The following is a 26,743-nucleotide window of genomic DNA, read 5'->3' as shown; positions in this document are numbered from 1 at the left end:
CGCTCGGCACGGCTCAGAAGAACAGCATGGCCTTGTACGCGATGATCGACGAGACCACGGCGAGAACGATGATGAGCCCCGTCGCAGCCAGCGGCACCACCCAGACCTTCGGGCGGCGGCGCAGCAGGATGATGAGCACCATGCTCGCGAGCTGGATGATCCCGGCCGCGATCATGAAACCTTGGAAGTTGTAGCCGAGGAGGTCCCCATCGCAGTTCGGCGCGCAAGCCGGGGTCGAGATCCCGAGGAATCCCACCCAGAACACCGCTGCCATCGCGGCGAGGAGTTGAACGCTCCACGCGACGAGGCTCGCCCAGTACTCGGGGGCCGGTCGAGGCCGGAGTCCGAGGCCGATGGCGGTTGCGATCCCGAGTGCCAGCAGGGCGATCAGCGCGGCCGCACCGAAGAGCGCGTTCATCTGTCGGTTCTCCCACGCGGCGTTCCAGGTCGTCGAGGCCGACGCAACCCCGGACCCGCGGTCGTCTCGACGGCGCTCGCGCGGATGGTCGACGCGGCGAGCAGCCCCGCAGCCGGGATGATGTTGAGGCTCAGCCCTGGCTGCAGAACGGCCGCGACGATCAGCAGAATCGTCGCCACGAGCCCCAGAATCCACGAGAGCGGTCCCGTCGGCACAAGGCTCAACAGGCCCAAGGCGATGCCGAGCACGCTGACGAGCGCTGCAGGGCCGACCGCCTCCAGCCAGTACTCGGCGCCCGTCATGGGTGCGTACTGATCCTGAACATTCGTCGCCGACCCGTACCAGGTCAGCCCGAGCACCCATGCGGCGGACACGGCTGCGAGAATCACGAGCGCCGGACGCGCCTGTCGAGAGGGGCGGACGAGCAGAGCGATGAGGCAACCGGAGAGCACGACGGTGAGCCACCCGATGGCGAGGATCCCTGCGATGCCGAGGTACCCGATCCCGTCGCTGCAGGTCCAGGTCCCCGCTCCCTCAGAGCCCGGGGGCTGCATCCCGCAGTTGTGGTGCAACTGGTCCTGCACGAGTTCCACGGCGGAGCCCGCGAGGACGAAGGCGATGATGCCGCTGGCCAGCACAGCGAGTCCTGCGACGACTTGCTGCCGAGTACCCCGACTCGCTCGCCGGCGATCTGGACGGGGGGATGCGACAGCGGCGGCCATAGATGAGGACCCTAGCAACTGCACCTGATGCGCGTGGCGCGGGGATCCTCGTGTTCGGGCCCGGTCTCAGAGGTCGGCAGCCTTCTCCAGCTATGCGAGTCTCTCGCCCGGGGTCCCCGTGAGCGTCACGATCGGCGGCGCATCACCGGCGCGTTCGAGCTCGTATGCGCGGGATGGAAGTCGGAGACCAGCGTGCTCTTGCCGCTCGCATGAGTGCCCGACACGACGATGTGCACGACTCAGACCCCGGGGATCAGCAGATGGGCGATCGTGAAGATCGCGAGGCCCGCGAGGGCGCCGACGAAGGTGCCGTTCAGGCGGATGTACTGCAGGTCGCGGCCGACCATGAGCTCGATCTTCTCGGTGGTCTCTACCGGGTCCCAGCGCTCGACGGTGTCGGTGATGATCGACGCGATGTCGTGGCGGTAGCGGTCGACGAGGAACACCGCGGCGTCCGACACCCAGGTGTCGACACGGTGCTGCAGCGCGGCATCCGTCGTCAGCCTGTCGCCGACCTCCTGCAGAGCCTGCGCCGCACGCACGCGCAGCCCGCTCTCGGGGTCGGCGAGAGCGGTGAGCAGTCCGTTCTTCGCGGTGTTCCAGGCCTCGGCGGCGAGGGCGCCGACTCGGGGACTGTCGAACAGCGACGACTTCGCGTTCTCGAGCTTCTCGCGCGTCGCCGGGTCGTTCTGGAGGCTGTCGGCGAGGCGCGCGAGGTACCCGTCGACGGCGATGCGCGCCGGATGCGTCGGGTCGGCCTGCACCGCGCGGACGAACTTGACCGCCTCGTTGTAGGCGGTGTCGTCGACGAATCGATGCGCGAGCTTCGGCACCCAGCCGGGCAGCCGACGGGAGATGAGTCCCGAGAACGACTCTGCGTTGGCGTCCAGCCACCGGGCGATGCTGTCGGCCGCGAGGTCGACGGCACCGTGGTGGGCATCGGCCTCGACGATCTTCGCGAGCCAGGCGCCGGCCGGCGGACCCCACTCGGGTGAGACCAGGTGCTCGCGGGCGAGGTCGGTGATGAGGTCGCGCACGTCGTCGTCGCTGAGCGCGTTGAGCACGGCCGTCGCGATGGTCGCGCCCTCGGCCGCCACCCGCTCGGCGTGGGCGGGGTCGCGCAGCCACTCGCCTCCGCGTTTCGCGATCTCGGTGCTGGCGAGCTTGGTGCGCACCACGCTGCCTTCGAGGAAGTTGGTCTCGACGAACTCGCCGAGCGTGCGTCCGATCTCGTCCTTGCGGCTGGGGATGATCGCGGTGTGCGGGATGGGCAGGCCGAGCGGACGGCGGAACAGCGCCGTCACCGCGAACCAGTCGGCGAGGGCACCGACCATGCCGCCCTCCGCGGCGGCCCGCACGTAGCCCAGCCACGGCTGTCGCTCCTGCAGCGCGAACGCGATCACGAACACGACCGCCATGAAGATCAGTGCGCCGAGGGCCACGGCCTTCATGCGGCGCAGGGCGCGCAGGCGTTCCTGATCGGCGGGAGAGAGGAGAGCCCTCGGTGTGCGCGGCATGACGTCATCCTTTCACGCGGGCAGTGGCGAGAGCCCGGGCTTGCAGAATCCGCGCTCCGTCATGCCGGACCTCGGGCGCTGTGTAGTACAATCACTACATTCCGAATCGAGGTGCATCGTGTTCACCATGACCGCTCGTGAGTTCAACCAGTCCGTGGCGCGGGCGCAGCGCGTCGCCGATGATCAGCCCGTGATGATCACAAAGCGCGGCGAGCCCGCGTACGTGCTGCTCTCGATCGACGAATACGACCGGCTCGCCCCGGCCCGGCCCCGGTCGATTCTCGAATTCCTCGCGATGCCGGCGGAAGACCTCGCAGGCGACGACGGCGAGTTCGATCGCATCATCGACGAGGTCGTCGCGGACAGGAAGAAGGACCTCGGTAGTCCTCCGATCGAGTTCTGACCGATGTACCTGATCGACACGAACACCTTCTCCGAGGCGAGGCGCGCAACAGGCCTCGGCGCCGCCGCCCGCGCCTGGATGGAGAGTGGCGTACCAGAGGCGATCCATATGAGCGCGATCACCGACTACGAGCTGGAGCTCGGTGTCCTCGCACTTCAGCGTCGCGATCCGCGTCAGGCGCTCGCGCTACGACGGTGGCTGGACGCGCTCCGCCTCGGGCTCGGCACCCGCATCCTTCCCGTCTCGTCGGAGATCGCACGTACGTGCGCCGCTCTCACCGTGCCGGATCGTCGTCCGTGGGCGGACGCGCTCATCGCCGCCACCGCTCTGCACCACGGACTGACGCTCGTCACCAGGAACGAGAAGGACTTCGACATCCCCGGCCTCGCTGTCGTCAATCCGTTCTCGGGCTGACGAGGGTCGGGGCCGAGTACCCTCGAAGCGTGATCGAAGACATCAAGAAGCGCGCGCTGCACCGCACCAGCATCCTCGAGGGGCAGATGCGCGGGGTCGCGCGGATGATCGAGAGCGAGGAGTACTGCATGGACATCATCACGCAGTCCCGCGCGATCCAGCGGTCCCTCGAATCCCTGAATCGGCTGCTGCTCGAGAATCACCTGCGCACGCACGTCACTCACATGTTCGAGGAGGGCGGGGAGGAGCGCGACAAGGCCGTCGCGGAACTGCTCAAGGCGTTCGACTTCGATCGCAAGTAGCGGCCTCCCCGGCCCCGCTCACGTGCGGCCGTCGAACACCTCGCCCTCCATGGCGTCGTAGCCTTCGGACTGCGGGCCGCCGTGCGAGCCGCGGAGGCGGCGATGCGCGATCACCTCGCCGGCTCCGAGTCGCTGCTGCGCGGGTTCCTGGTCTGACGCCGCGCCGTAAGCACTCGGATCAGCTGCGGGCGTGCTCGTCGGCGACCGACAGCGCCTCGTCGAGAACGGCGAGACCGCGCACGAGATCTTCTTCGCCGATCACGAGCGGCGGCGCCACATGCATGCGGTTGAAGTGGGTGAACGGCCAGACGCCGGCCTTCTTCGCCGCCGCGGCGAAGGCGCCCATGGGGGCGGCATCCGCTCCGCTCGCGTTGAACGGCACGAGCGGCTCGCGCGTCTCCTTGTCGCGCACCAGCTCCACCGCCCAGAACAGTCCGCGGCCGCGCACCTCGCCGACGCTCGGGTGGGTGTCGACCCAGCGGCGCAGGGTCGGCTCCACGATGCGCTCGCCGAGATCGCGCACGCGTTCGAGGATGCCGTCGCGGCGGAACACCTCGAACGTCGCGACGCCCGCGGCGCACGCGAGCGGATGGCCCGAGTAGGTCAGCCCGCCGGCGAAGGGCGTGGTGTCGAACGCCTGGGCGATGCGCTCCGAGATCACGACGCCGCCGAGCGGCACGTAGCCCGAGTTCACGCCCTTGGCGAAGGTGATCAGGTCGGGGCGCCCGTCGTACGCGTCGATCCCGAACCATTCGCCGAGCCGGCCGAAGCCGACCATGACCTCGTCGGCGATGTAGACGATGCCGTAGCGGTCGCACAGCTCGCGCACGCCCTGCAGGTACCCGGGCGGCGGCACGAGCACGCCGTTCGTGCCGACGACGGTCTCGATGATGATCGCGGCGATCGTGGCGGGTCCCTCGAGCTGGATCGTCTGCTCGAGGTGGGCGAGCGCCCGCTCGGACTCCTGCTCGGGCGTCTCGGCGTGGAACGGCGACCGATAGAGGTAGGGCCCGAAGAAGCGCACGGCCCCCGAGTCCGGCGTGCCGTTCGCCCAGCGACGGGGGTCGCCCGTCAGAGAGATCGCGGTCGCGGTGGACCCGTGATAGCTGCGGTACATCGAGAGCACCTTGTGGCGACCGGTCGACTGACGCGCCATGCGCACCGCGTACTCGTTGGCCTCGGCGCCGCCGTTCGTGAAGAACACCTTCTGGAATCCCTCGGGCGCGACCTCGACGATGAGCCGGGCGAGCTCGCCCCGCACGTCGTTGGCCATCGCGGGCTGGATCGTCGAGAGACGGCCGGCCTGCTGCTGGATCGCTGCGACCAGATCGGGATGCTGGTGCCCGAGGTTCAGGTTCACCAGCTGGCTCGAGAAGTCGAGGTAGGCGTTGCCGGCGTAGTCCCAGAACGTCGAGCCCTCGCCCGCCGCGACCGGCAGCGGATCGATCAGGCCCTGGGCGCTCCAGGAGTGGAACACGTGGCCGCGGTCATCCGCTCGCACCTGCGCCTCGGCCCCGGGGGCGGGGAGCGGGTGCGATGCGCCGTGGCGATCGGTGAAGGTCGTCATGTCGTGTGTCGCTCTCTGACTCAGTGGTTGCTCGGGAAGCCCAGGTCGATCTGCGAGGGCGTGTGGTCGGGCCAGCGGGTGGTGACCACCTTCGACCGAGTGTAGAAGTGCACCGACTCGGGGCCGTAGATGTGCGAGTCGCCGAACAGCGAGTCCTTCCAGCCGCCGAACGAGTACGCGCCGATCGGCACGGGGATCGGCACGTTGACGCCGACCATGCCGACCTCGATGTCGAACTCGTACTGGCGGGCGGTGCCGCCGTCGCGGGTGAAGATCGCGGTGCCGTTGCCGTACGCGTTGGAGTTCACGAGCTCGACCGCGTCGGCGTACGTCTCGACCCGCACCACCGAGAGCACCGGGCCGAAGATCTCGTCGTCGTACACCGCCATGCCGGGCGCGACGTGATCGATGAGGCTGACCCCGAGGAAGAATCCGTCGGAATCGAACTGCTTCGTCGTGCCGTCGACGACCACCGTCGCGCCCTCGGCCGCAGCGCCCGTCACATACGAGGCGACACGGTCGCGATGCTCTCGGGTGATGAGCGGACCCATCTCGCTCGCCGCATCCGTGCCGGCACCGATCGAGAGTCCGTCGATGCGCGACGCGATCGCGGCGACCAGGTCGTCGGCGATGTCGCCCACCGCGACGAGCACCGACACGGCCATGCACCGCTCGCCGGCCGAGCCGTACGCGGCCGAGACGGCGGCGTCCGCCGCGGCATCGATGTCGGCATCCGGCATCACGACCATGTGGTTCTTCGCACCGCCGAGTGCCTGGACGCGCTTGCCGGCATTCGCCGCGCGCTGGTAGATGGATCGGGCGATGGGCGTCGAGCCGACGAAGCTGATCGCGTTCACGCGCGGCGACTCGAGCAGCGCGTCGACGGCCTCCTTGTCGCCGTGCACGACGTTGAGCACGCCGTCGGGAAGACCGGCCTCCTGGAAGAGCTTCGCGATCCAGACCGACGCCGACGGGTCTTTCTCGCTCGGCTTGAGCACGACCGTGTTGCCGCACGCGATCGCCGAGGCGACCATCCACAGCGGCACCATCACAGGGAAGTTGAACGGCGTGATCGCCGCGACGACGCCGACGGGCTGCTTGACCGAGTGCACGTCGACCCCGCGGGAGACCTGCTCGCTGCGCTCGCCCTTCAGCAGATGCACGAGACCGGCGGCGAACTCGACGTTCTCGATACCGCGCGAGACTTCGCCCGCCGCATCCGAGAGCACCTTGCCGTGCTCTGAGGTGACGATCGCCGCGAGCTCGGGGGTGCGCTCCTTGAGCAGCTGGCGCAGACGGAAGAACACATCGGCGCGCTTGATGAGGCTCGTCGCGCGCCACCCGGGTGCCGCGGCTGCTGCGGCGGCGATCGCGGAGTCGACTTCGGCAGTCGACGCGAAGGCGACCTGCTTCGACACCTGACCGGTGGCGGGATCGAAGACCTGGCCGGTGCGGGCCGCCTCGGCGGTGTCCACTCCGTTGATGACGTGACGGACGATGTCCACGATGTTCCTCCGAGGGCTGAGAATGAGCGATCGAACACTCTGACCGGCGTTCGATAGGCTTGCGTTTCTCCATGATCACAGACTGAACGAGGGGATCGCGATGTCAGACCGTCAGGACTTTCGCTTCATTCGGACAGATCGTCCGACGCGCGACGACGCACTGCTCACGGTGGCGGATGTGCTCGCCGAGCCCGTGCTGCAGGCCGGTGTTCCGGAGGTGCTCGTCGGTGGCGCAGCCCTCGATGCCGCCGTGCGCTGGGTGCATGTGTCCGACAGCGTCGGCGTCGCCCGCCTGCTCGACGGCGGGGAGCTGCTGCTCAGCACCGGGGCAGGCTGGCCGACCGCCCCCGAGGAGCTGCGGGACTTCGCCGTCGGGCTGTGTCAGGCCGGGATCGCGGGGGTCGTGGTCGAGCTCGGCTCCGGCCAGGCACGCATCCCCGAGGCCGTCGTCGAGGTGTGCGCGGAGCGTGGGCTCGCCCTGATCGCGCTGACCAGCGAGGTCAAGTTCGTCGCCGTCACCGAGGCCGTGCACCGGGCGCTGATCGCCGCGCAGACCATGGCGCTGCGCGAGCGCCAGCACCTGCACGAGCTCTTCACGGCGCTGAGCCTGCGGGGAGCCCCGGCCGACGTCGTGGTCGCCGAGACGGCGCGCGCGCTCGGTGCCCCCGTCGTGCTCGAGAACCTGGCTCGCGAGGTGATCGCCCACGAGACCCTGCGGATGCCGGTCGCCGAGGCGCTCGCACAGCTCCGCGTCGCTGACCGGGTGCCGGTGCAGGCGCGCGGCGTGCGGTGGGGGACACTGCTCGCGCTGCCCGGACCCGTGCATCCGGCCGGGCGTCTCACCGTGCTCGAACAGGGGGCCACAGCCCTCGCCTTCGGATGTCTCGCAGACGGCGGTGACTCCGAGTGGTCTCTGCTCGCCCAGCGCGGCCTCATCGATGATCTGCTGGGCGCGCGCTTCGCGAGTCCGGATGACATCGAGGCCCGCCTCGCGACCAGCGGGCTCATGCTCACGGGGCGGCACTGCCACGGGATCGTGGCGCGCGGTACAGAACCTGCGGTGCAGCTCGCGTATCGCGCGGCGCAGGCCGGGGTCGCGGTGGTCGCCGCGCCGGTGGGCGGCGACGATGTCGCGCTGCTGTCGCTGCCGGCATCCGTTCCGCTGACGGATGCGCTGGCCGCCGACCTCGTCGGTCCCGACCGCACGGTCTTCGTCGGACCCGCGGCGGATGACGTGTTGGGGCTGCTCGCCTCGGTGCGGGCTGCGCGTGATCTGGCCGGGAGCGACCGTGCGGACGCCGGCCCGCGCGTGCGGCGGGTGGACGACCGCCCGCTGGAGCGCTTCGTCGCGTCGCTGCGCGACGACCACCGCCTGCTCGCGCACAGCGAGCGGATGCTGGCGCCCGTCGTCGCGCACGATCGCGAGCGCCGCGGCGACCTGCTCGACGTGCTCGCCGCCCTCGTCGCCCACCCCGGCAACCGTTCCGCGGCTGCCGCAGCGAGTCACCTGTCGCGGTCCGTCTTCTATCAGCGGCTCACGCTGATCGGCGATCTGCTGGGCGCCGACCTCGATGACGGCGAGACGATCGCGGCGTTGCACCTGGCTCTTCTCGCGCGCCGCCGCACCTCGCCGCCGGCCTGACACGCCCCGCCCCGAGACTGTCGGGCCGACGCCCCAGGTCTACAGAACCGACTGGGCCTCCGAGAGCACCCCGCGAAGGATCTGCGTGATCTCGCGGAATTCGGCCGGGCCGATCGTCAGCGGTGGAGCGAGCTGGATCACGGGATCTCCGCGGTCGTCAGCACGGCAGTAGAGCCCGGCCTCGAACAGCGCGGGGGAGAGGAAGCCCCGCAGCAGCCGCTCGGACTCGTCGTCGTCGAACGTCTCCCTGGTGCCCTTGTCCTTCACCAGCTCGATGCCGAAGAAGTATCCGTCGCCGCGCACGTCGCCGACGATGGGCAGGTCGAGCAGGGTCTCGAGCTCGGCACGGAAGAGCGGGGAGTTCTCGCGCACGTGCGCGTTCAGGCCCTCCTCATCGAAGATCGCGAGGTTCTCCAGAGCCACGGCGGCCGAGACGGGGTGGCCTCCGAAGGTGTAGCCGTGCGGGAACGACACATCGCCCTTCGAGAAGGGCTCGTAGATCCGGTCGCTGATCACCGTGGCGCCGATGGGGGAGTATCCGCTCGTCATTCCCTTGGCGCACGTGATCATGTCGGGCACATAGCCCAGGCCCGTGCACGCGAAGGTGTGGCCGAGGCGTCCGAACGCGCAGATCACCTCGTCGGAGACCAGGAGCACGTCGTGCCGGTCGCAGATCTCGCGCACTCTGGCGAAGTAGCCGGGAGGGGGCGGGAAGCATCCGCCCGAGTTCTGCACCGGCTCGAGGAAGACGGCGGCGACGGTGTCGGCGCCCTCGAACAGGATCATCTCCTCGATGCGGTCGGCGGCCCAGCGGCCGAAGGCCTCGAGATCGTCGCTCGGGCCACCCATCTCGGCCGCCCGGTAGAAGTTGGTGTTCGGCACGCGGAAACCGCCGGGCGTCACCGGCTCGAACATCGACTTCATCGCCGGGATGCCGGTGATCGCGAGGGCGCCCTGCGGGGTGCCGTGGTAGGCGACCGACCGGGAGATCACCTTGTGCTTGGTGGGCTTGCCCATCAGCTTCCAGTAGTGCTTCGCGAGCTTGAACGCCGTCTCGACCGCCTCGCCGCCGCCGGTCGAGAAGAACACGCGGTTGAGGTCGCCCGGCGCCTCGTCGGCCAGCCGGTCGGCGAGCTCGATCGCCGCGGGGTGCGCGTACGACCAGAGCGGGAAGAAGGAGAGCTCGGATGCCTGCGCCGCCGCGGCCTCCGCCAGACGGCGTCGCCCGTGGCCCGCGTTCACCACGAACAGGCCCGCGAGCCCATCGAAGTACTCCTTGCCCTTCGAATCCCAGATGCGGTGCCCGTCGCCCTTGACGATGATCGGCACACCGCTCTTCTCCATCGTCGACTGGCGCGTGAAGTGCATCCAGAGGTGATCCTTGGCCATGGCCTGGAGCTCGGCCTCGGACGGAGTCGTGCGGTGCGTGCTCATCTGGTCCCCCAGTTGTAGAGCTGCTTCTGCAGCTTGGCGTAGATGAAGGTCTCGGTCGACAGCACACCGTCGATCGGGCGGATGTGGTCGTTGATCATCGCGAGGAGGTCCTCGTCGTCCTCGCACACCACCTCGGCGAGGATGTCGAAGGAGCCGACCGTGATGACGACGTAGTCGATCGCGGCGATCTCGGCGATCTGCTCCGCGACGACGCGGGTGTCGCCGGACACGCGGATGCCGATCATGGCCTGACGCGGGAAGCCCAGCTGCATCGGGTCGGTGACGGCCACGATCTGCATCACCCCGGACTCGGTCAGGCGCTGCACGCGCTGGCGCACCGCGGCCTCGCTCAGGCCGACCTCTCGGCCGATGTCGGAGTACGAGCGCCGCCCGTCCTCCTGGAGCAGCTCGATGATCGTCTTCGCGACGGCATCCAGCGGAGGGTGCTTCTTCGACTGCGGCATGATGCGATCTTCGCACTCCAGGCCGTGCTCTTCAACTGATTCCGCAGAGCGAATGGCCGCGCAGTCGTGAAACCGGAAGCTCAGCTCTCGAGTGGACCCAGCCAGGCACTCGCGGCCGTCGCGTGCGCGGATTCGGGGTCGGAGGGGTGGAAGGCTCCCGCCAGGACGTCGCGGTAGAGCCGGGAGAGCTCGTTCGAGGAGAAGTACGATCCGCCGCCCCCGACCAGCATCGCCTGGTCGACGACGTGCTTCGCCATGGTGATCGCGCGATGCTTGACCCCCGACAGCAGGACGAACCAGCGGGCGCCGTTGTCGACGCGCTCGTCGACGTCGCGGGCGAGCGCGGCGATCTGAGGGGGGAGCGCGTCGTAGGCGAGTCCCATGTCGGCGATGCGCCAGCGGATGTCGGGGTCCTGACTGTATGCCGCACCCGTCTTCTTGGATCGGCGCGACGAGGCGGCGTGCACGGCGAGGTCGATCGCGCGACGCGCGATGCCGGTGTACACCGAAGCGAGCAGGATCTCGAACACCGAGAAGATCCCGAAGACGATGGGGTCGGGACCGGGTCCCGCGTCGATGCGGCGGACGACGTGCGCGGCATCCGCGACGGCGCCGTTCAGGCGGGTCGTGCGGCTCTGCGTCGCGCGCATGCCGAGGGTGTCCCAGTCGTCGCTCGTCGTGATCGCGTCGGTGCGCTCGACGAACGCGAACACGAGCTTCGGGGCATCGGGGCTCGTCGTGTCGAGGCCGTGCAGTCCGAGCTTCGTCCAGACCGGCGCGAGTGAGGTGAAGATCTTCGTGCCGGTGAAGGCGTAGCCGCCGTCCGCCGTCGGCGCCGCCTCGGTGTCGCTGCCGAAGAGCACGAGGTCGTTGCCCGCTTCGCTGATGCCGAAGGCGAACACCTCGCCGGCGACCGCGCCGTCCTGCACGAACTCCAAGCCGGGGACGCCCCGGTCGGAGAACACCTTGGCGACCCCGGTCCAGACGAGGTGCATGTTGATCGCGAGCGCCGTCGCCGGCGCCGCCGAGGCGAGGCGCTGCTGCAGTATCGCCGCCTGAGCCAGGCTCAGCCCCGCGCCGCCGCGCGCGGCGGGCACGAGGATCGACAGGTATCCCGCGGCGCGCAGCTCCTCGAGATCCTGTTCGGGGAAGGTGTTGTCGCGGTCATGGATCGGCGCCCGCTCGCGGATCCGCTCGAGCAGCTCGTCGGGCAGGTGCACGGTGGGGTCGAACGGGTTCACGAGAGAGCCTCCTCGAGCTGGCGGAGCGTCTCCTCCGGTCTGTCGCGGTGCAGGGAGTGTCCGGCACCGGCGACCACCGACATGGTGATCAGCGGATTGGCGTCGAGCACGGCGTCCGCGAGGTCTCCGGTGAGGATGCTGTAGACGGCGGGGTCCGCGCCGATCACGTGCGTGGGCACCGTGAGTCGCGCGGCGTCGGCCGTGACATCCCAGGGCGTGTTCTGCACGCTCGTCTGCTCGACGGCCCAGGCGCTCGCTCGACGCACCGCGTCGACCTTGAGCTCGGCATCCTGTGGATGCCACTGCGGATGCTCCTGCCGCACCAGCTCCACCCTGTTGTCGGCGAAGGCGCGTTCCTGGCTCCGACGCACGACGGCCGCGTCCCGTCCGTCGATGAGGATCGCCGGATCCCACAGCACGAGTCTGCGGGTCCAGGTGGGGGCGGATGCCGCGGCGACCGTGCTCGCGGCTCCGCCGAGCGAGTGGCCGACCACCGCATCCCAGGAGCCGCCGCCGTCGGGGAGCGTCGCGGCGAGGTCCGCCGCGTAGGCCGCGACCGAGTAGTCGAGCGCTCGCGGTGCATCGCCGTGGCCGCGCAGGTCGATCGCCGTCGCATGCCATCCGCTCTCGGCGAGGGCGGCGCCCACACGCCACATGAGGGCGCCGGACGAGCCCAGTCCATGCACGAGGAGGATGCGGCGATCCGAGGCGGGATCACCCCAGCTGATGCGGGGGAGGGTGAGCGGTGCGGCCATGCTCTCAGCCTACGACCGGGACACGGCGCGGCGGCGGGTCAGGACGGCGTGACCGCCACGGGCTCGGTGTCGGGGTGGGGGCTCGCGTCCCGACCGCGCAGATCGGGGAACGACCTGACGAACACGATGGAGACGGCCAGGCCTGCCGCGGCGAACAGCGTGGCCGCGAGGTACGCGCCACGGGGATCGGTCGCGTCGACGAGGAACCCGGCCACGGCCGAGCCCGCCGCGGCGCCGATGAGCTGGCCGGTGCCCGCCCAGCCGAACGCCTCGGCGGTCTCGCTGAACTTCACGCTCGCAGTGGTGATCGCGAACAGCACGGCGAGTGCCGGGGCGATGCCGATGCCGGCGAGCACCAGCGTGCCGCCCAGCCAGAACACGTCGAGCGAGACCATCGTCAGTGCGAGACCGACCGTGACGATCGCGAGGCGGCGCGCCATCGCCCACGGTCCGATCGGGATGTGCCCGAACGAGAGTCCGCCGGCGAGGCTGCCGACCGAGAAGACGGCGAGCACGAGCCCCGCCGCGAGGCTGCCGTGCTCGAAGGTCGCGACGACTCCGACCTCGACCGCCGAGCAGGCGCCGATCAGGAGGAAGCCGATCACGGTGGCGAGGAGCACCGGCGGCTTCAGCACGACCTTGCCGAACGCGTTGCGACTGCGGGGGATGCGCACGCGGCCGACTTCGGGGGAGAGGATGAACCACGCTCCACCGCCCACGAGCACGATCACGACGAGGAGCAGGCCCTCCGAGGTGCCGACCTGCGTCGAGACCAGGGTGATCACGACCGGAGCGAGGACCCAGATGATCTCCTGCAGCGAGGCGTCCAGGGAGAACAGCGGGGTGAGCTGCTTCGCGTTCACGAGCTTCGGGTAGATGGTGCGCACCGCCGACTGGACCGGTGGTGTCGAGAGGCCTGCGATCATGCCGAGCACCATGTAGCCGGGAACGTTCAGAGGGAGCAGCGCGAGGCCCAGCACGGCGATCGCGCAGACGGCGAGGGTGAGGGTGAGCACGCGGCGCATGCCCCACGCGCCCATCCATCTGCTGGTGATGGGCCCGGCGACGGCCTGTCCCACGCTGGTGGCGGCGAGCACGAGGCCGGCGGATCCGTACGAGCCGGTCTGCTGCTCCACGTGCAGGAGGATCGCGAGCGATGTCATCCCGTTCGGGAACCGCGCGGTCAGCTGTGCAGCGATCATGCGCGCCACTCCGGGCGTGCGAAGAAGGTCCCGATATCCCGCCACGGGTCAACGTTACCGGGCGGCGCGGACGCGCGGCGAGGCGGCTCCGCGCCGACACGCCGCGACACGCCGAGACGTCGATTCCACAGAAACTCGGATGTCCGAGGCCCCTCGTAACCTGCCCCCTGTGGATAGATCCCTCACAGGTGCTTCCCAGCCGCGATTTCACGCGGTTCGACGACGTCGCCGGAGGGGCCGCACCTGTGGAAGAAACGGTGGAGAACCTGTGTTGTATCAGTGGAGAGCGGTGGAAAACTACACGGATGTAACTACTACCCCTAGTGGTCACTCTGAATGTCCGTACCTATATGTAGTATTGAGATCCTGGTGAGGGTCTGCCGGAAAAACACCCGATGAACAACCGGGCCAGAGATTTGAGGGGAAGCGAAAAGATGTCGATCACGGTCTACACGAAGCCGTCCTGCGTTCAGTGCAACGCCACCTACCGGGCGCTCGACGCCAAGGGCATCGAGTACGAGATCCTCGACCTGTCGGAGGATCCGGCAGCCCTCGAGCAGGTCAAGTCGCTCGGCTACATGCAGGCACCCGTCGTCGTGACGGATGAGGGCCACTGGTCGGGCTTCCGTCCCGACAAGATCGACGAGCTCGCCTCGCGTCTGGCCTGATCCGCCATGAGCGCCGTCGCGACCGCTGCGCCGCTCCTGGTCTACTTCTCGAGCGCGTCGGGCAACACCGCCCGCTTCGTCGAGAAGCTCGGGCTCCCGGCCCGCCGCATCCCCCTTCTCCGGCAGCAGGATGATCTCGTCGTCGACGAGCCCTTCGTGCTGATCACTCCCACCTACGGCGGGGGTGAGGGACGCGGCGTCGAGCGAGGTGCCGTGCCCAAACAGGTGATCCGGTTCCTCAACGACGAGCGCAACCGGCGCCACATCCGCGGAGTGATCTCCGCGGGCAACACCAACTTCGGCGAGTCGTTCTGTCTCGCCGGTGACATCATCAGCCGCAAGTGCCACGTGCCTCACTTGTACCGGCTGGAGATATTCGGCACACAAGATGACGTGGATCGCGTGAGCGACGGATTGGAACATCAGTGGACAGCACAGTTGACGAGCAGGCAGTGACCGAGACGGTCGCCTTCAAGATGAACCCCAGCTACGAGGGGCTCGACTATCACGCGCTCAACGCGATGCTGAACCTGTACGACGCGAACGGCAAGATCCAGTTCGACGCCGACAAGCGTGCTGCACGCGAGTACTTCCTGCAGCACGTCAACCAGAACACCGTGTTCTTCCACTCCCTCAAGGAGCGTCTCGACTACCTGGTCGAGAAGGAGTACTACGAGCCGGCGGTCATCGAGCAGTACTCGATGGAGTTCATCCAGAAGCTCAACGACCTCGCCTACGGCAAGAAGTTCCGCTTCGAGACCTTCCTCGGCGCCTTCAAGTACTACACGAGCTACACGCTCAAGACGTTCGACGGCAAGCGCTACCTCGAGCGCTTCGAGGATCGCGTCGTCATGACGGCCCTCGGTCTCGCGGGCGGCGACGAGAAGCTCGCGGTCGACCTCGTCGAGGAGATCATCTCCGGCCGCTTCCAGCCCGCGACCCCGACGTTCCTCAACTCGGGCAAGGCGCAGCGCGGCGAGCTCGTCAGCTGCTTCCTGCTGCGCATCGAAGACAACATGGAGTCGATCGCCCGCGGCATCAACTCCGCCCTCCAGCTCTCCAAGCGCGGCGGCGGCGTGGCGCTGCTGCTCTCGAACATCCGCGAGGCCGGCGCGCCGATCAAGCAGATCGAGAACCAGTCCTCGGGCATCATCCCCGTGATGAAGCTGCTCGAAGACAGCTTCAGCTACGCCAACCAGCTCGGTGCCCGTCAGGGCGCCGGTGCGGTGTACCTCAACGCGCACCACCCCGACATCATGCGCTTCCTCGACACGAAGCGTGAGAACGCCGACGAGAAGATCCGCATCAAGACGCTGTCGCTCGGCGTCGTCGTGCCCGACATCACGTTCGAGCTCGCCAAGAACGGCGAGGACATGTACCTCTTCTCGCCCTACGACGTCGAGAAGGTCTACGGCGTTCCCTTCGGCGACATCTCGGTGACCGAGAAGTACCGCGAGATGGTCGACGACCCGCGTATCAAGAAGACGAAGATCAACGCGCGCGAGTTCTTCCAGACGATCGCCGAGATCCAGTTCGAGTCGGGCTACCCGTACATCATGTTCGAGGACACGGTGAACAAGGCGAACCCGATCAAGGGCCGCATCAACATGTCCAACCTCTGCAGCGAGATCCTGCAGGTGAACACGCCGACCACGTACAACGACGACCTGTCGTACGACCAGATCGGCAAGGACATCTCCTGCAACCTGGGCTCGATGAACATCGCGCTGTCGATGGATGCCGACGACCTCGGCCAGACCGTCGAGACCGCGATCCGTGCACTGAGCGCGGTCAGCGACCAGAGCCACATCCGCTCGGTCCGCTCGATCGAAGACGGCAACGACCGCTCGCACGCGATCGGTCTGGGGCAGATGAACCTGCACGGCTACCTCGCTCGCGAGCACGTCTACTACGGCTCCGAAGAGGGCATCGACTTCACGAACATCTACTTCTACACGGTGCTGTTCCACGCGCTGCGCGCCTCGAACAATCTCGCCATCGAGCGCAAGCAGGCCTTCGACGGCTTCGAGGACTCGACCTACGCGTCGGGGGAGTTCTTCGACAAGTACATCGATCGCGCCTGGGTTCCCGAGACCGACAAGGTCAAGGAGCTCTTCGCCGGCAAGCACATCCCGACGCAGGCCGACTGGGTGGCGCTGAAGTCGTCGATCCAGGAGCACGGCATCTACAACCAGAACCTGCAGGCGGTGCCGCCGACCGGCTCGATCTCGTACATCAACAACTCGACGTCGTCGATCCACCCGATCGCGTCGAAGATCGAGATCCGCAAGGAAGGCAAGCTCGGTCGCGTCTACTACCCGGCCGCGTTCATGACGAACGACAACCTGGAGTACTACCAGGACGCGTACGAGATCGGCTACGAGAAGGTCATCGACACGTACGCCGCGGCCACGCAGCACGTCGACCAGGGCCTGTCGCTGACGCTGTTCTTCAAGGACACCGCCACGACGCGTGACATCAACAAGGCGCAGATCTACGCATGGCGCAAGGGCATCAAGACGATCTACTACATCCGTCTGCGTCAGATGGCGCTCGAGGGCACCGACATGACCGAGTGCGTCTCGTGCATGCTCTGATCGCCCCCTGAACACGAGAAACGACGAGGACATGACCCCCCACCCCCCGATCAAGCTGGTCGACAGCGTGCAGGCGATCAACTGGAACCGCATCATCGACGACAAGGACCTCGAGGTCTGGAACCGTCTGGTGAACAACTTCTGGCTGCCCGAGAAGGTGCCGCTGTCGAACGACATCCAGTCGTGGAACACGCTGACCCCCGACGAGCAGCTGCTCACGATGCGCGTGTTCACCGGCCTCACGCTGCTCGACACGATCCAGGGAACCGTCGGTGCCGTCTCGCTGATCCCCGATGCGATCACCCCGCACGAGGAGGCCGTGTACACCAACATCGCCTTCATGGAGTCGGTGCACGCGAAGAGCTACTCCTCGATCTTCTCGACGCTCGCGTCGACCAAGGAGATCGATGAGGCGTTCCGCTGGTCGACCGAGAATCCGAACCTTCAGAAGAAGGCTCAGATCATCATGGACTACTACCAGGGCGACGATCCGCTCAAGCGCAAGATCGCCTCGACGCTGCTCGAGTCGTTCCTGTTCTACTCGGGCTTCTACCTGCCGATCTACTGGTCGTCGAAGGCGAAGCTGACGAACACGGCCGACCTGATCCGTCTCATCATCCGCGATGAGGCCGTGCACGGGTACTACATCGGGTACAAGTTCCAGAAGGGTCTCGAGAACGAGACCGAGGAGCGTCGTCAGGAGTTGAAGGACTACACCTTCAACCTGCTGTTCGAGCTCTACGACAACGAGGTGCAGTACACGCAGGACCTCTACGACGGCGTCGGTCTGACCGAAGACGTCAAGAAGTTCCTGCACTACAACGCCAACAAGGCGCTGATGAACCTCGGCTACGAGGCGATGTTCCCCTCGACCGTGACGAACGTGAACCCGGCGATCCTGTCGGCGCTCTCGCCGAACGCCGACGAGAACCACGACTTCTTCAGCGGTTCGGGCTCGTCCTACGTCATCGGCAAGGCCGAGGCCACGGAAGACGACGACTGGGACTTCTGAGTCCCGCTGTGCGGCGTCGCGCATCGCGGCGCCGCACACCACTCAAGTTGGCGCAGTTCAAACAGTCTGGCGCTGATGGTCTAGTTGGCGCATGAAAATACGCGACTAATGCTCTGCCACTTTTTTGCGAGGTGCTATGCCAAAGTCTCAGCGCGCTACTCCTGCCGACCTCACTCCCTCCTGGACCGATGCTCCCTCCTCGGATGTTGCTGGCGAGGTTGCACGTCAACTTGCCCTCCGCGTTCGACGAGCGATTCGTGGTCAAAGCGTACGAGGAATCGCGGACATTGCCGGCCTCGACGAGGGGACGTTGCGCAACATCCGGTCGGGCGCCCGCTGGCCGGATCTGCGCACGATTGCTCTGCGTGAGCACGCGCTCGGCGAACCGCTGTGGCCAGCACGCGAAAGACGTGACGAGCCGAGCGCTGATGCGTGAAGATCGGTGATGCCGCGTCGCGGACCTCATGTCGCGCGTCTAACTCGCGCCATTCGCGGCGCAAGGACAAGAGCTCGCTGGCTGCAGCTGATGTAGTCGGAGAGCGCGCTCCACGTCTCGGCGCTTGCCGTCACGGTGTTACGGCCCCTCACGCAGGGAGGACGGTCCATCCTCGATGGTGAGAACGAAAGGCAGGAGCGATGGCCAGGGTCGTATATCCGCAGGACTTCGAGGCGGCCACGCCATTCATGCGTTGATGTCTATTCATCCCGATAGAGTCAATCCAGTTTGATGACAGGGGAATGGATATGCGTGCACTCAGCGCGGAGGACCTCGTTCCGGATGAGCCACTCGGTACGAGGACAGGCAGCATCGGCGCGAAAGACGATCTGCTACATCACCGTGTGCTGGCGCAACGAACGGCAGAACTGGCGATGTCGTCGTCCGGAAACGTAAACGTCGCTCTGTTCGGTCCCTGGGGATCGGGCAAAAGCAGCTTCAACGCGTTACTTCGGGAGGAGCTGAGCTCGCACGCCTCGAAAACACAGCACATCACTTTCGACGCATGGAAGAACGCGGGTACCGGGTTTCGGACCAACTTCCTTTCAGAGGTGGCGGAACAGATGCACGCGGATGTCAAGATCTCCGACAAGCTCTTTCAGTCGACGAGTTCCGTGCGTGGTCCGCTGACAGATCTTCAATGGAGCAAACGTCGCAGGATCGCGACGCTCGTCAGCTTTCTCGTGGGCATCTTCCTCGGTCTACCCGCGATCTGGACCGTTCTCCATCTGATCCTTGGTATGGATCGCGAGTTCCCAAGCCTCTACTCCGAGAACATCGGCGGATTCGCGAGCATGGCAGCGAGTGGCACTCTCGTTGTGGTTGTCGTCCTCGCCGTCATCGAACTATCCAAAGTCACGGTCTCGAAGTCGACACCGAGCCATGTTGCTCAATTCGGCAAGCTCTTCCACGAAATATTGAACACGAAGAAGAATCATCGCTTCGTGATCTTCATCGATGAACTCGACCGGTGTAGCCCGGACGACGTGATGGCTACCCTCGAGGGTCTCCGCACCTTTCTCGGTCACCCCAGATGCGTGTTCGTCGTCGCGTTCGACCGGGAGGCCATCGCGGGGGTCATCGCCACCAAGCTGGGGGCGATGACATCACGTGAGAACGCAGCCCCGTACTACCGCACGAGTGGTGAGTATCTCGACAAGATCTTCCAGTTCCAGCTCGCACTTCCCCCGCAGCCGGTCCACACCTTCCGACGCTTCGCCACCTCACTCGTACGAGAGCGCGGCGGAGTGTGGGCCCAGCTTCGCGCCGACCAACCGGACCTCCTCGACCGCGTTGTCAACATTCTGTCTCCCATGCACTTGGCCAGTCCTCGCAGGACCAAGGTGCTGCTCAACGACTTCGCGGTCAACGCGCGCGTCTACGAGGGGATGGGGTTTGACTGGCTCGACAGGGCGGAGGAGATCGCAGTGCTCACGGTTCTGCAGACGGAGTTCCCGCGCCTGGCTGCGGATCTCGAACGTGAGCCCGCGCTCATGCGTTTCCTCTACGGCGATGAGGTGCCGAATCGTGAATCGCTTCATGCGCTCGTCAAGCAGTACTCCGAAGACGCCGCTGGTGAACCTACGCCGCTCGACGAGGTCGTGGGAAACGATAAGCGCGAGGTTGCAGGGCGACTCGAGGAGAACCTGCAGCGGTACCTACGCCTTCTTAAGGAACGTCACGTGCCGGAGCCCCGGGCCGACCTCATCATGATGCACTCCGACGGGTCACTCCTTGCTTTCAACGATCCCGGCGTTTACCACGAGCTCCTCTCCGCAGCTGACATGCCTCGAAAGGACGTCCTGGGCGCGTTGAGCGAAGCAAGCGAGCACGACCTCGCAGAAGCGGTTCGTTATCTCTTGGATCAGACTGAGAAGGAGGCTCGGGAGGTCTCGGATCGGCTCGTCGTGCTCGTCGGTGAGATCACCGCCAAACTGTCGGCCGTCGAACCAGAACTCGCGCGTCTACTGCGCGGACGAGTGTCTTCGTCCGTCGGTGGAATGACGATTCGAAGCCTTCAAGGTTTCGGGGCTGCGGCCGCCGCAGCGTACGACCAGTCAGAGATGCAGACGATTCTCCGAGTCGCGTCCGCGCAGCGCGGAGCGAGTGTCGCCGAGGTCGTCAGGACGCTTGTCATCAGCATTGGCGAGGACGACTGGGAGACCGCCCGAAGTGACCTTCTGCCGATAGTTCTCGAGCATGCTGTCGCTGCTCCGGATGTTGCATCTGCTTTCTTCGTGCGGTACTCCCGCGACATCGAGGCGGACATCCCCTGGGACGACATAGACGCCCTCGCCGCGTCGCTTACAGCCATCGCACCGAAGCCAGTCGAACCGGCATCCGCTACGGCTGCAGCGAAGGCGGCGGCGGAGGAACAGGACGCGGAGAACGATGAGGCGTACGAGGCGCAGCGTAGAGCGAACCGCGAGGTCGCTGCAAGTCTCGCGTCGGGGTGGGCTGACATGACCCTGAACTCGGAGGTGCGCCGAGATCTCCTGCGCGTGTTCAGACGTGTTGAGAAGGGGCGAGGCTTCTATGAGTTGCATGACTCGCTCATCGACCGGGACATCGAGCGCGGACAGGTGGATGAGGCGAACACTCTCCTGCTAAGCGCGATAGACGACCGTCCCGGACGTGTCGCCCGCTGGCGGGACAAGCTCGACACAAGTAGGTCAGTATCCGCATCGCGCAAGGACAACGCCCTGCGCGCCATCCTCAAGCTCGTCACGGAAAGCTCGAACGAAGCAACCCGCGAGGCCGGTTCCATAGCCGCGCAGACCGTCGCAGAGCTTCGTTCCGATGAGTTTGACCTGACTGAGGTAGTCGAGCTGGTTCGAAGCGACCTCGCGACCGACTGGGATGAATACTCGGACTCTCGATTCGAGACACAGCTACGACTGTTGAAGGTCCTCGACATCCTCGATGATGATCCTCAGACGACCGGGCATAAACGCGCCACTCTGTATCTGACCGCGGTCGTTGCTGCTCAAGCTGAAGGTGCCGCGGTGGATATCCTCGCGTCGTCCCTAGGAGCTGAAGACCCGTCGCTTGCCGCGTTCGTCGCGACAGAGCTGAGTGCGCGGGCACCGTGGGAGCAGGACAATCCCGAGCTCGTCATTCGCGTGATCTTGGCGGCGCAGATCTGCGCCTTGTCCGGTGGCCTGGACGTCGAGACGCTCCCGCCCCAGCCGGTGGCGGCGCTGAGTGAAGCAAAGTTCAATCGCCCCCTCGCTGCAGCATGGCTCTCTACGGCGCCGCCGGTCGCTGATGTCGAGCGCGTTCCGAATGTAGTGACCATCCCCGCGGGGGCGTGGGGTCGATTCGGAGCGTCCGCGACCGAAGAGCAGCGCGGGGAGGCGTGGCAGTTCATGGTGAAGAAGCAGGCGCCCTTCGACCGTATTGGCGCCCTCGGCAAAGCGGGTCTGAACCTCGCGATCTATGAGCAGATGGGTCAGGCAGTTCGCGAAGCGGGCACCGTATCCGTCCGCGAGCGCGCCGTGAAGACGTTCTTGCAGCTTCCGGTGAGATCGGACGCGGCCGATGAGGTGCGCGCGATGGTAAAGGTGATGGCGCAGGACAAGAAGCGCACAGAGCTGGCGTCAGGAGTCCTGCTTCTCCGGGCGTACGCCCGCGTGCTTCCGAGCGCAGCGACAAAATCCTTGAAACCTCTCGTCTCCCGCTGGGCGGAGGAAGGCGAGGGGAACGTCGCCAAGCAAGATATCGCATGGCTGGTCGACCATGGTTTCGCAACGAAGAACTCGCCCCTTTGGGGAGTTGTCAAGCGCATCCGAGGTCGGCGCTAGCCGGAGGTGCAGTGGGCGGTAGAGGCTAGCGTTGTCACTGTGGACCCGGCAACCGCGCCTCAATAAGCTCCCGGCAGATCCGTCAGCTGAACACGACGTTCGGCATCCCTGCCTTGGGGAACCAGGCCGGCGGTGCGACGCTCAGCGGGAAGTTCGACATGCCGTGGAACGACCGCTGGTCGACGCCGTCGTGGCGTGGGAGCGCGTCGAGCATGGTGACCGGCGTCTTGGTCGAATCCAGAACGGTGAGCTCCGGGAAGACCTGCTGGGCGATGTATGCGGCTGCATTCCAGGCGCGGATTCTTCGCTTTTCGGCCAGCGTGAGGATGACCTCGAGGTGGATAGACGCATACTCGAAGCGAAGTTCGCCGTCGGCGGTGCGCACCGCGTCTGTATTCTCCCGTTCGGTGAGCCGGATCACCTCGTGTATCTCCTCGAGTCCTAGACCGGGCGCCAGTACGGGGGTGGGCAGGATACGGTGACCGCCGACGGTGAGCATCTCCTCGAGCGGAACGTGCGAGTCTAGGGATCTGCGCAAAAGGCCATGGCGGACTCGCTAAGCACTGAACCGCTTGTGTTTGTTTTCGGAATAGATGTAAAGTATAGGAGTCGGTTAGGCGTGAGAAAGCTGGGGGATGTATGAACACGGCACAAGAACTTGGCGGGAGCGAGTGGTTCCGCTCACGGTTTGGCGATGCGGCGCCCACCGTGGCAGCTGCCCTTATTCGAGCCGGCCGATCCGCGCATGACACGTCAGCCGATACCAAGGCGACGAGCGGTCTGCGCACGGACGAGCCCTACGGGGCAACGTTCTGGCAGGTGCTCGCGCTCGGCGTCGTCGAAGAGCTCGCCGAGGTCCAGAACGTGCGTAAGATCCGCCCGAAAGGCAGCCGTTTCCACCTGCCCGTCGTCGCTGGCACCACCATCTACGCTGCGAAGTGTGCATCGCAGTCGGGCCCCGAGGCTGATCGCCTCGTCATCCGCTGGTCGCAGTTCCGCGACGAACTCCTGTCCGATGTCGAGCGTCGCCCCGAGGAGTACCTTCCCCTGGAGGAGTGGCAGGACGACGAGGGCACCGAAGAGCTCGTGTCCCCGACATCCGAGGCTGAAGCTGTTGTACTCGTCGCGTTCGTAGCGAGTGACCGCGCTGGCCTCGAGCGGATCCATATTGGAGACGGCTACCTCGACGGCAACGGCGCAGTGATCTGGCTCCACCACGAAGAACTGCCCGTCGAGGTGGCGCTCGACCTCGACGTCACGGACGAGGCGAGCGAACCGCGCCGCTTCGACGAAGCGCCGATGCGGAGCCTCGACATGGCTGTACGTGAGGACGACGATCTCGCAAGGGGCAGCCAGTGAGGCCGATCTCGGGCGGCACATCGGCCGCGGACCCAGCGACCGTCGCGCGCGCGTTCGACCCCGAACGGTTGCAGCAAGCGCGGCAGCTCGCGCTGCGGACGAAGCAGGACGTGGCTGACGCTGTCGGTGTGTCCGCAGCAGCCATCGGCCAGTTCGAATCAGGCGTCACTCCGCCGCGGGCTGACACAGTCGAGAAGCTCGCCAGCTTCTTGAAGGTACCCGTCGGCTTCTTCGCGGCGGGGCGGCCCCGGGTTCGGCTCGAGTCAGACAGTGTGTTCTTCCGCAGCCTGCGGGCGACGACCTCTCGCCAGCGGAAAAAGGCCGTTTCCTACACGGAACAGGTCTGGGAACTCGCGAACGCTCTCGAGCGGCACGTGCGTTTCCCCTCCATCGACATCCAGGGGTTTGCAGGCGGGGAGATCGCGCCGGGCACTTTCTCTGCCGACCCCGCCGCGGCTGCTAGGCAGCTGCGTGAAGCGTGGAATCTGGGCGATGAGCCTGTGCCACAGGTGGTTCGCCTGGCGGAGTCCAAGGGGATTGTCACTGTCCTCGTCCCGATGGTCGAGGCCGAGGTTGCACGCATCGACGCATTCTCAACGTCGGCGTTCAACCGACCAGTGATGGTGCTCTCGCCCGACCGGGCGGACGATGTCTACCGTCACCGGTTCAGCGCGGCTCACGAGCTGGGGCACATCATCCTCCACGGTGGACGTGTCGCCGGCACCGCGGACATCGAGCGTGAGGCCGACAAGTTCGCGGCGGAGTTCCTCACACCGCGGGCCGCAATGGAACCTCGGCTGAAGACTCGGCTAGACATGGCAGATGTGCTGAAGGTGAGCCGCGAATGGGGCGTAGAGCCCAAGTCTGTTGTCTACCGCAGCCGCGAGCTCGGAAAGATTTCCGAGGCCACCGCACGCCGAGGCTACATCCGCCTCAATCAGGTCGGCATAGTGCACGAGCCAGTTGCGCAGTTCCCCGGCGAGCTCCCGTCGCTGCTCTCAACTGCTGTCGAACTCGCGGAGCAGCGAGGCATTACGATTCCCGAGCTTGCCACAGAACTCGCGTGGACACCCGCTCACGTTCGGCGCATGCTTGGCGCCCACGACGAACGCCCCCGACTGACACTCCTAGATTAGACCGTGTTCGCGAGTCAGGGCCGGGCGGCGAGAGGGGCGGGGTAGTGTGAGAGCATAGCGTCACCGCTGGTAGCGAGGTAATTGACTCTCGGCAGCGTCGGAGAATGGGGAACTGATGAGCACCGTCTGGACAGATGATGTCGTACCGAGCAGCGAGGTCCTTGAGGGGATCGCGGTGCTGCAAAGAAGTGCAGCGCATGATGCCGAGGTCTTCTCGCAGGTTGTCGCAGTTGCGAAGAGCATCCTCAAGCGCAACGCCTCCATCTCCGAGTCAAAACTCATTGAGCAGCTCACAACCGAAGCAGAGGTCAACGAGTCACTGGCTTCCAGCGCAGTCTGGAGGCTGAGCGACGAGGGTGCGCTGCGGCAGAGCTCAGACATCTTCGAGCTGTCCTTTGCCCGGTAAGCGAAGTGGTCCGCAACTCGACCCGACGCGTTCATAATCTCACCCGGAATCCGGAGCCCTGGCGCACAGATGCCCACGTGGATAAGGACAGAGTCTTCTATTCTCGCGAGTTCAGGCGGCTCTCCGGAGTCACTCAAGTCATCCCTCCGCAGTCGGGCTACCTTTTCCACGACCGACTGACACACTCTCTCAAGGTCGCGCAGGTGGCCGAAACGCTGGCTCGCCGACTGGCCCACAAGCACCCGCTTGTAGGCCCTCAGAACGCGCCCATCGCAGGCTGGGTGGACCCCGATTACTGCTACGTCGCCGGGCTCGCTCACGACATCGGCCACCCACCATTTGGGCATGCCGGCGAACACCAGCTGCAGACCATCTTCGAACGCCTCCCTGACCGGTGGGCTGAACAGGCTGCAGCGACCAGAAAAATGTCCGAGCACGAGGTCGAGGAAACAAGGCAGGGCCTCACTGCGCTCTCCACGCGCGCGTTCGAGGGCAACGCTCAGTCCACCCGGATCGTGGCTTCTCTGTCCGCGCGTCGCGAAAGCCCGCTGGGCTTGAATCTGACGTTGCGCTCCCTCGCTGCCATCGCGAAATACCCGTGGCAGAAGGGGCAGCATCCGGCGGGGGTGGGGAAGCTCGAGAAGAAGTGGAACTTTTACCCCGAGGAGGCGTCCATTCTGGGTGAACTCGAAGACGAGGAGTTCGTGCGCACCGAACGCGTTAATGGCGCGGTGAACCGAGTCGACCGCTGGATCGAAGCTGAGATCATGGACTGGGCCGACGACATCACCTACGCCGTCCACGACGCCGAGGACTTCTTCCGCGCTGGGATGCTGCCCCTCCATCGTGTACGAACCGGGCTGCAAGATCTTCCCTCGAGCACGGACTGGATGACCTCGTCGTTCAAGGACGTGCGAGACGACGAGATCCGCTCTTGCTTCATCTATGTCGCGGAGAAGCTCTCAAAGAGCATCTCATTCGACGGCTCCAGTCTCACCGCCTCCCTGCCAGAAATGTGGAAACTCCTGCAGGCGCTCGCGAAGAATTCGTCCTTTCCTAGCGGCCCATTCTCAGGAACGCACGATGCAAATGAGAAGCTGCAGCGATTCGCGAGCTCGATGATCCGCCTGCTTAGCGCAGCAACGTCGGTGAACTACGACGGGAGTAGCCAGCGGCTAAACTTGCGGATCCACCCCAGTGGGATTCTCATTGCCGAATTCTTTAAGGCGCTGAACGACTACTTTGTCATCCAGACCGGGGCGCTGGGTGCAATGCAGTCGGGCCAAGCGAACAGTCTCGAGCAGGTCTTCGATACCTACTGCCAGATGAGCCGCCAGATGATCCAGCGAATCAGCCGAGATGAAAAATCGCGAACTCGTGCTGTGCCACTGAACGACCTCGCGAACCTTTACCGCGAATTACCCGCAACGCTCCGCGAGTACATCCTGGCAAACACTAGCCCGAAGTCTATCGCTAAGCTCCAGGATGCGGGCGGCGTGACCGTCAATATAACCGCAGCCACAGAGTTCGCCGTGGCCGTATCCGTCGTCGACTTTCTCTGCGGCATGCGGGACAGTCAGCTTGCAACTCTCGCCGCCCAATTGAACGGCTCGCGAGAGCCCGGTTCGATGCCGGTTAGCTGGCTGGACAGTTAGGTCCGGCCAGACAGGATACGTCGCA

Annotated in this window: 24 protein-coding genes; 13 read left to right on the top strand and 11 right to left on the bottom strand. The window is 66.0% G+C overall.

Translation table 11 applies throughout. From position 1 onward, the window contains the following. Positions 1 to 13: 13 nt before the first annotated feature. From DXT68_RS12065 to DXT68_RS12055, 3 genes are all read right to left on the bottom strand, one after another. Positions 14 to 418, bottom strand: a complete 405-nt coding sequence (locus DXT68_RS12065) for a hypothetical protein (RefSeq protein ID WP_045253187.1) — start codon at positions 416 to 418, stop codon at positions 14 to 16. Continuing rightward, positions 415 to 1,056, bottom strand: coding sequence for a hypothetical protein (locus tag DXT68_RS12060; protein WP_045253188.1), 642 nt, complete (start codon positions 1,054 to 1,056; stop codon positions 415 to 417). Before DXT68_RS12060 ends, DXT68_RS12065 begins: the two co-directional genes overlap by 4 nt. Before the next feature lie 323 nt (positions 1,057 to 1,379). Next, a complete protein-coding gene (locus DXT68_RS12055; protein ID WP_045253189.1) occupies positions 1,380 to 2,657 on the bottom strand; it encodes a DUF445 domain-containing protein in 1,278 nt (425 codons plus the stop codon). 127 nt (positions 2,658 to 2,784) lie between these two features. On the opposite strand from DXT68_RS12055, the gene DXT68_RS12050 reads away from it, so the two are divergent. From DXT68_RS12050 to DXT68_RS12040, 3 genes are read left to right on the top strand one after another with little or no spacing between them, the layout of a single operon-like run. Beyond that, positions 2,785 to 3,060 carry a type II toxin-antitoxin system prevent-host-death family antitoxin gene (locus tag DXT68_RS12050; RefSeq protein WP_045253248.1) on the top strand — a complete coding sequence of 92 codons (276 nt, stop codon included), beginning with the start codon at positions 2,785 to 2,787 and terminating at the stop codon, positions 3,058 to 3,060. A 3-nt stretch (positions 3,061 to 3,063) separates the two neighbouring features. Further along, positions 3,064 to 3,474, top strand: coding sequence for a type II toxin-antitoxin system VapC family toxin (locus DXT68_RS12045; RefSeq protein WP_045253190.1), 411 nt, complete (start codon positions 3,064 to 3,066; stop codon positions 3,472 to 3,474). A 29-nt stretch (positions 3,475 to 3,503) separates the two neighbouring features. After that, entirely contained in the window at positions 3,504 to 3,776 is a 273-nt protein-coding gene (locus tag DXT68_RS12040; protein ID WP_045253191.1) for a metal-sensitive transcriptional regulator, read from the top strand. A 178-nt stretch (positions 3,777 to 3,954) separates the two neighbouring features. Here DXT68_RS12040 and DXT68_RS12035 read toward each other — a convergent pair whose 3' ends face one another. Both DXT68_RS12035 and DXT68_RS12030 read right to left on the bottom strand, forming a co-directional pair. Further along, positions 3,955 to 5,343 carry an aspartate aminotransferase family protein gene (locus tag DXT68_RS12035; RefSeq protein WP_045253192.1) on the bottom strand — a complete coding sequence of 463 codons (1,389 nt, stop codon included), beginning with the start codon at positions 5,341 to 5,343 and terminating at the stop codon, positions 3,955 to 3,957. A 20-nt stretch (positions 5,344 to 5,363) separates the two neighbouring features. Then, on the bottom strand, positions 5,364 to 6,848 hold the full coding sequence (locus DXT68_RS12030) for a CoA-acylating methylmalonate-semialdehyde dehydrogenase (RefSeq protein WP_045253193.1): 1,485 nt from the start codon (positions 6,846 to 6,848) through the stop codon (positions 5,364 to 5,366). A 100-nt stretch (positions 6,849 to 6,948) separates the two neighbouring features. Here DXT68_RS12030 and DXT68_RS12025 point away from each other — a divergent pair, with 100 nt between their 5' ends. Then, positions 6,949 to 8,490, top strand: coding sequence for a PucR family transcriptional regulator (locus DXT68_RS12025; RefSeq protein ID WP_115760499.1), 1,542 nt, complete (start codon positions 6,949 to 6,951; stop codon positions 8,488 to 8,490). Between the two features lie 39 nt (positions 8,491 to 8,529). Here the strand turns inward: DXT68_RS12025 and DXT68_RS12020 are convergent, their stop codons facing one another. From DXT68_RS12020 to DXT68_RS12000, 5 genes are all read right to left on the bottom strand, one after another. Further along, positions 8,530 to 9,924 (bottom strand): aspartate aminotransferase family protein, encoded by a 1,395-nt coding sequence (locus tag DXT68_RS12020; RefSeq protein ID WP_045253194.1) that lies wholly within the window; start codon positions 9,922 to 9,924, stop codon positions 8,530 to 8,532. After that, positions 9,921 to 10,388 (bottom strand): Lrp/AsnC family transcriptional regulator, encoded by a 468-nt coding sequence (locus tag DXT68_RS12015; protein ID WP_045253195.1) that lies wholly within the window; start codon positions 10,386 to 10,388, stop codon positions 9,921 to 9,923. Before DXT68_RS12015 ends, DXT68_RS12020 begins: the two co-directional genes overlap by 4 nt. A gap of 80 nt (positions 10,389 to 10,468) precedes the next feature. Next, on the bottom strand, positions 10,469 to 11,629 hold the full coding sequence (locus DXT68_RS12010; protein WP_045253196.1) for an acyl-CoA dehydrogenase family protein: 1,161 nt from the start codon (positions 11,627 to 11,629) through the stop codon (positions 10,469 to 10,471). After that, complete coding sequence (locus DXT68_RS12005) at positions 11,626 to 12,384, bottom strand: alpha/beta fold hydrolase (RefSeq protein ID WP_045253197.1); 759 nt, start codon at positions 12,382 to 12,384, stop codon at positions 11,626 to 11,628. The genes DXT68_RS12010 and DXT68_RS12005 overlap by 4 nt, the downstream gene beginning before the upstream one ends. A gap of 38 nt (positions 12,385 to 12,422) precedes the next feature. Further along, positions 12,423 to 13,586 (bottom strand): MFS transporter, encoded by a 1,164-nt coding sequence (locus DXT68_RS12000; RefSeq protein ID WP_045253198.1) that lies wholly within the window; start codon positions 13,584 to 13,586, stop codon positions 12,423 to 12,425. A gap of 434 nt (positions 13,587 to 14,020) precedes the next feature. On the opposite strand from DXT68_RS12000, the gene nrdH reads away from it, so the two are divergent. From nrdH to DXT68_RS11975, 5 genes are all read left to right on the top strand, one after another. Beyond that, positions 14,021 to 14,254 carry a glutaredoxin-like protein NrdH gene (nrdH, locus tag DXT68_RS11995; RefSeq protein WP_045253199.1) on the top strand — a complete coding sequence of 78 codons (234 nt, stop codon included), beginning with the start codon at positions 14,021 to 14,023 and terminating at the stop codon, positions 14,252 to 14,254. Positions 14,255 to 14,260: 6 nt separating this feature from the next. Then, positions 14,261 to 14,710, top strand: a complete 450-nt coding sequence (nrdI, locus tag DXT68_RS11990) for a class Ib ribonucleoside-diphosphate reductase assembly flavoprotein NrdI (RefSeq protein ID WP_045253200.1) — start codon at positions 14,261 to 14,263, stop codon at positions 14,708 to 14,710. Between the two features lie 20 nt (positions 14,711 to 14,730). Continuing rightward, the gene (nrdE, locus tag DXT68_RS11985) at positions 14,731 to 16,851 is read left to right on the top strand and encodes a class 1b ribonucleoside-diphosphate reductase subunit alpha (RefSeq protein ID WP_045253250.1); all 2,121 of its coding nucleotides are present in this window, start codon (positions 14,731 to 14,733) and stop codon (positions 16,849 to 16,851) included. Between the two features lie 31 nt (positions 16,852 to 16,882). Next, the gene (gene nrdF, locus DXT68_RS11980) at positions 16,883 to 17,863 is read left to right on the top strand and encodes a class 1b ribonucleoside-diphosphate reductase subunit beta (protein WP_045253201.1); all 981 of its coding nucleotides are present in this window, start codon (positions 16,883 to 16,885) and stop codon (positions 17,861 to 17,863) included. 738 nt (positions 17,864 to 18,601) lie between these two features. Beyond that, positions 18,602 to 22,162, top strand: coding sequence for a P-loop NTPase fold protein (locus DXT68_RS11975; RefSeq protein ID WP_045253202.1), 3,561 nt, complete (start codon positions 18,602 to 18,604; stop codon positions 22,160 to 22,162). Positions 22,163 to 22,244: 82 nt separating this feature from the next. Here the strand turns inward: DXT68_RS11975 and DXT68_RS11970 are convergent, their stop codons facing one another. Next, positions 22,245 to 22,661: a hypothetical protein gene (locus DXT68_RS11970; RefSeq protein WP_045253203.1), complete on the bottom strand. Its 417-nt coding sequence runs from the start codon at positions 22,659 to 22,661 to the stop codon at positions 22,245 to 22,247. Between the two features lie 140 nt (positions 22,662 to 22,801). On the opposite strand from DXT68_RS11970, the gene DXT68_RS11965 reads away from it, so the two are divergent. From DXT68_RS11965 to dgt, 4 genes are all read left to right on the top strand, one after another. Then, positions 22,802 to 23,521 (top strand): hypothetical protein, encoded by a 720-nt coding sequence (locus DXT68_RS11965; protein ID WP_156149247.1) that lies wholly within the window; start codon positions 22,802 to 22,804, stop codon positions 23,519 to 23,521. Beyond that, positions 23,518 to 24,657, top strand: a complete 1,140-nt coding sequence (locus DXT68_RS11960; protein ID WP_045253205.1) for an XRE family transcriptional regulator — start codon at positions 23,518 to 23,520, stop codon at positions 24,655 to 24,657. The genes DXT68_RS11965 and DXT68_RS11960 overlap by 4 nt, the downstream gene beginning before the upstream one ends. A 115-nt stretch (positions 24,658 to 24,772) precedes the next feature. After that, positions 24,773 to 25,063, top strand: a complete 291-nt coding sequence (locus DXT68_RS11955) for a hypothetical protein (protein ID WP_045253206.1) — start codon at positions 24,773 to 24,775, stop codon at positions 25,061 to 25,063. Between the two features lie 5 nt (positions 25,064 to 25,068). Next, positions 25,069 to 26,718 (top strand): dGTP triphosphohydrolase, encoded by a 1,650-nt coding sequence (gene dgt, locus DXT68_RS11950; protein WP_279625475.1) that lies wholly within the window; start codon positions 25,069 to 25,071, stop codon positions 26,716 to 26,718. Positions 26,719 to 26,743: the final 25 nt, after the last annotated feature.

It is taken from the genome of Microbacterium foliorum, assembly GCF_003367705.1.
GTDB classification, from domain to species: Bacteria; Actinomycetota; Actinomycetes; order Actinomycetales; family Microbacteriaceae; genus Microbacterium; species Microbacterium foliorum.
This window is presented reverse-complemented; position numbering and strand designations above follow the sequence as displayed.

Bases quoted from the DNA above. Each gene is read 5' to 3' on its own strand.
- DXT68_RS12065 (WP_045253187.1), bottom strand. From the start codon at position 418: ATGAACGCGCTCTTCGGTGCGGCCGCGCTGATCGCCCTGCTGGCACTC.
- DXT68_RS12055 (WP_045253189.1), bottom strand. From the start codon at position 2,657: ATGCCGCGCACACCGAGGGCTCTCCTCTCTCCCGCCGATCAGGAACGC.
- DXT68_RS12050 (WP_045253248.1), top strand. From the start codon at position 2,785: ATGACCGCTCGTGAGTTCAACCAGTCCGTGGCGCGGGCGCAGCGCGTC.
- DXT68_RS12045 (WP_045253190.1), top strand. From the start codon at position 3,064: ATGTACCTGATCGACACGAACACCTTCTCCGAGGCGAGGCGCGCAACA.
- DXT68_RS12035 (WP_045253192.1), bottom strand. From the start codon at position 5,343: ATGACGACCTTCACCGATCGCCACGGCGCATCGCACCCGCTCCCCGCC.
- DXT68_RS12025 (WP_115760499.1), top strand. From the start codon at position 6,949: ATGTCAGACCGTCAGGACTTTCGCTTCATTCGGACAGATCGTCCGACG.
- DXT68_RS12020 (WP_045253194.1), bottom strand. From the start codon at position 9,924: ATGAGCACGCACCGCACGACTCCGTCCGAGGCCGAGCTCCAGGCCATG.
- DXT68_RS12015 (WP_045253195.1), bottom strand. From the start codon at position 10,388: ATGCCGCAGTCGAAGAAGCACCCTCCGCTGGATGCCGTCGCGAAGACG.
- DXT68_RS12005 (WP_045253197.1), bottom strand. From the start codon at position 12,384: ATGGCCGCACCGCTCACCCTCCCCCGCATCAGCTGGGGTGATCCCGCC.
- DXT68_RS12000 (WP_045253198.1), bottom strand. From the start codon at position 13,586: ATGATCGCTGCACAGCTGACCGCGCGGTTCCCGAACGGGATGACATCG.
- nrdH (WP_045253199.1), top strand. From the start codon at position 14,021: ATGTCGATCACGGTCTACACGAAGCCGTCCTGCGTTCAGTGCAACGCC.
- nrdI (WP_045253200.1), top strand. From the start codon at position 14,261: ATGAGCGCCGTCGCGACCGCTGCGCCGCTCCTGGTCTACTTCTCGAGC.
- nrdE (WP_045253250.1), top strand. From the start codon at position 14,731: ATGAACCCCAGCTACGAGGGGCTCGACTATCACGCGCTCAACGCGATG.
- nrdF (WP_045253201.1), top strand. From the start codon at position 16,883: ATGACCCCCCACCCCCCGATCAAGCTGGTCGACAGCGTGCAGGCGATC.
- DXT68_RS11975 (WP_045253202.1), top strand. From the start codon at position 18,602: ATGGATATGCGTGCACTCAGCGCGGAGGACCTCGTTCCGGATGAGCCA.
- DXT68_RS11970 (WP_045253203.1), bottom strand. From the start codon at position 22,661: ATGCTCACCGTCGGCGGTCACCGTATCCTGCCCACCCCCGTACTGGCG.
- DXT68_RS11965 (WP_156149247.1), top strand. From the start codon at position 22,802: ATGAACACGGCACAAGAACTTGGCGGGAGCGAGTGGTTCCGCTCACGG.
- DXT68_RS11955 (WP_045253206.1), top strand. From the start codon at position 24,773: ATGAGCACCGTCTGGACAGATGATGTCGTACCGAGCAGCGAGGTCCTT.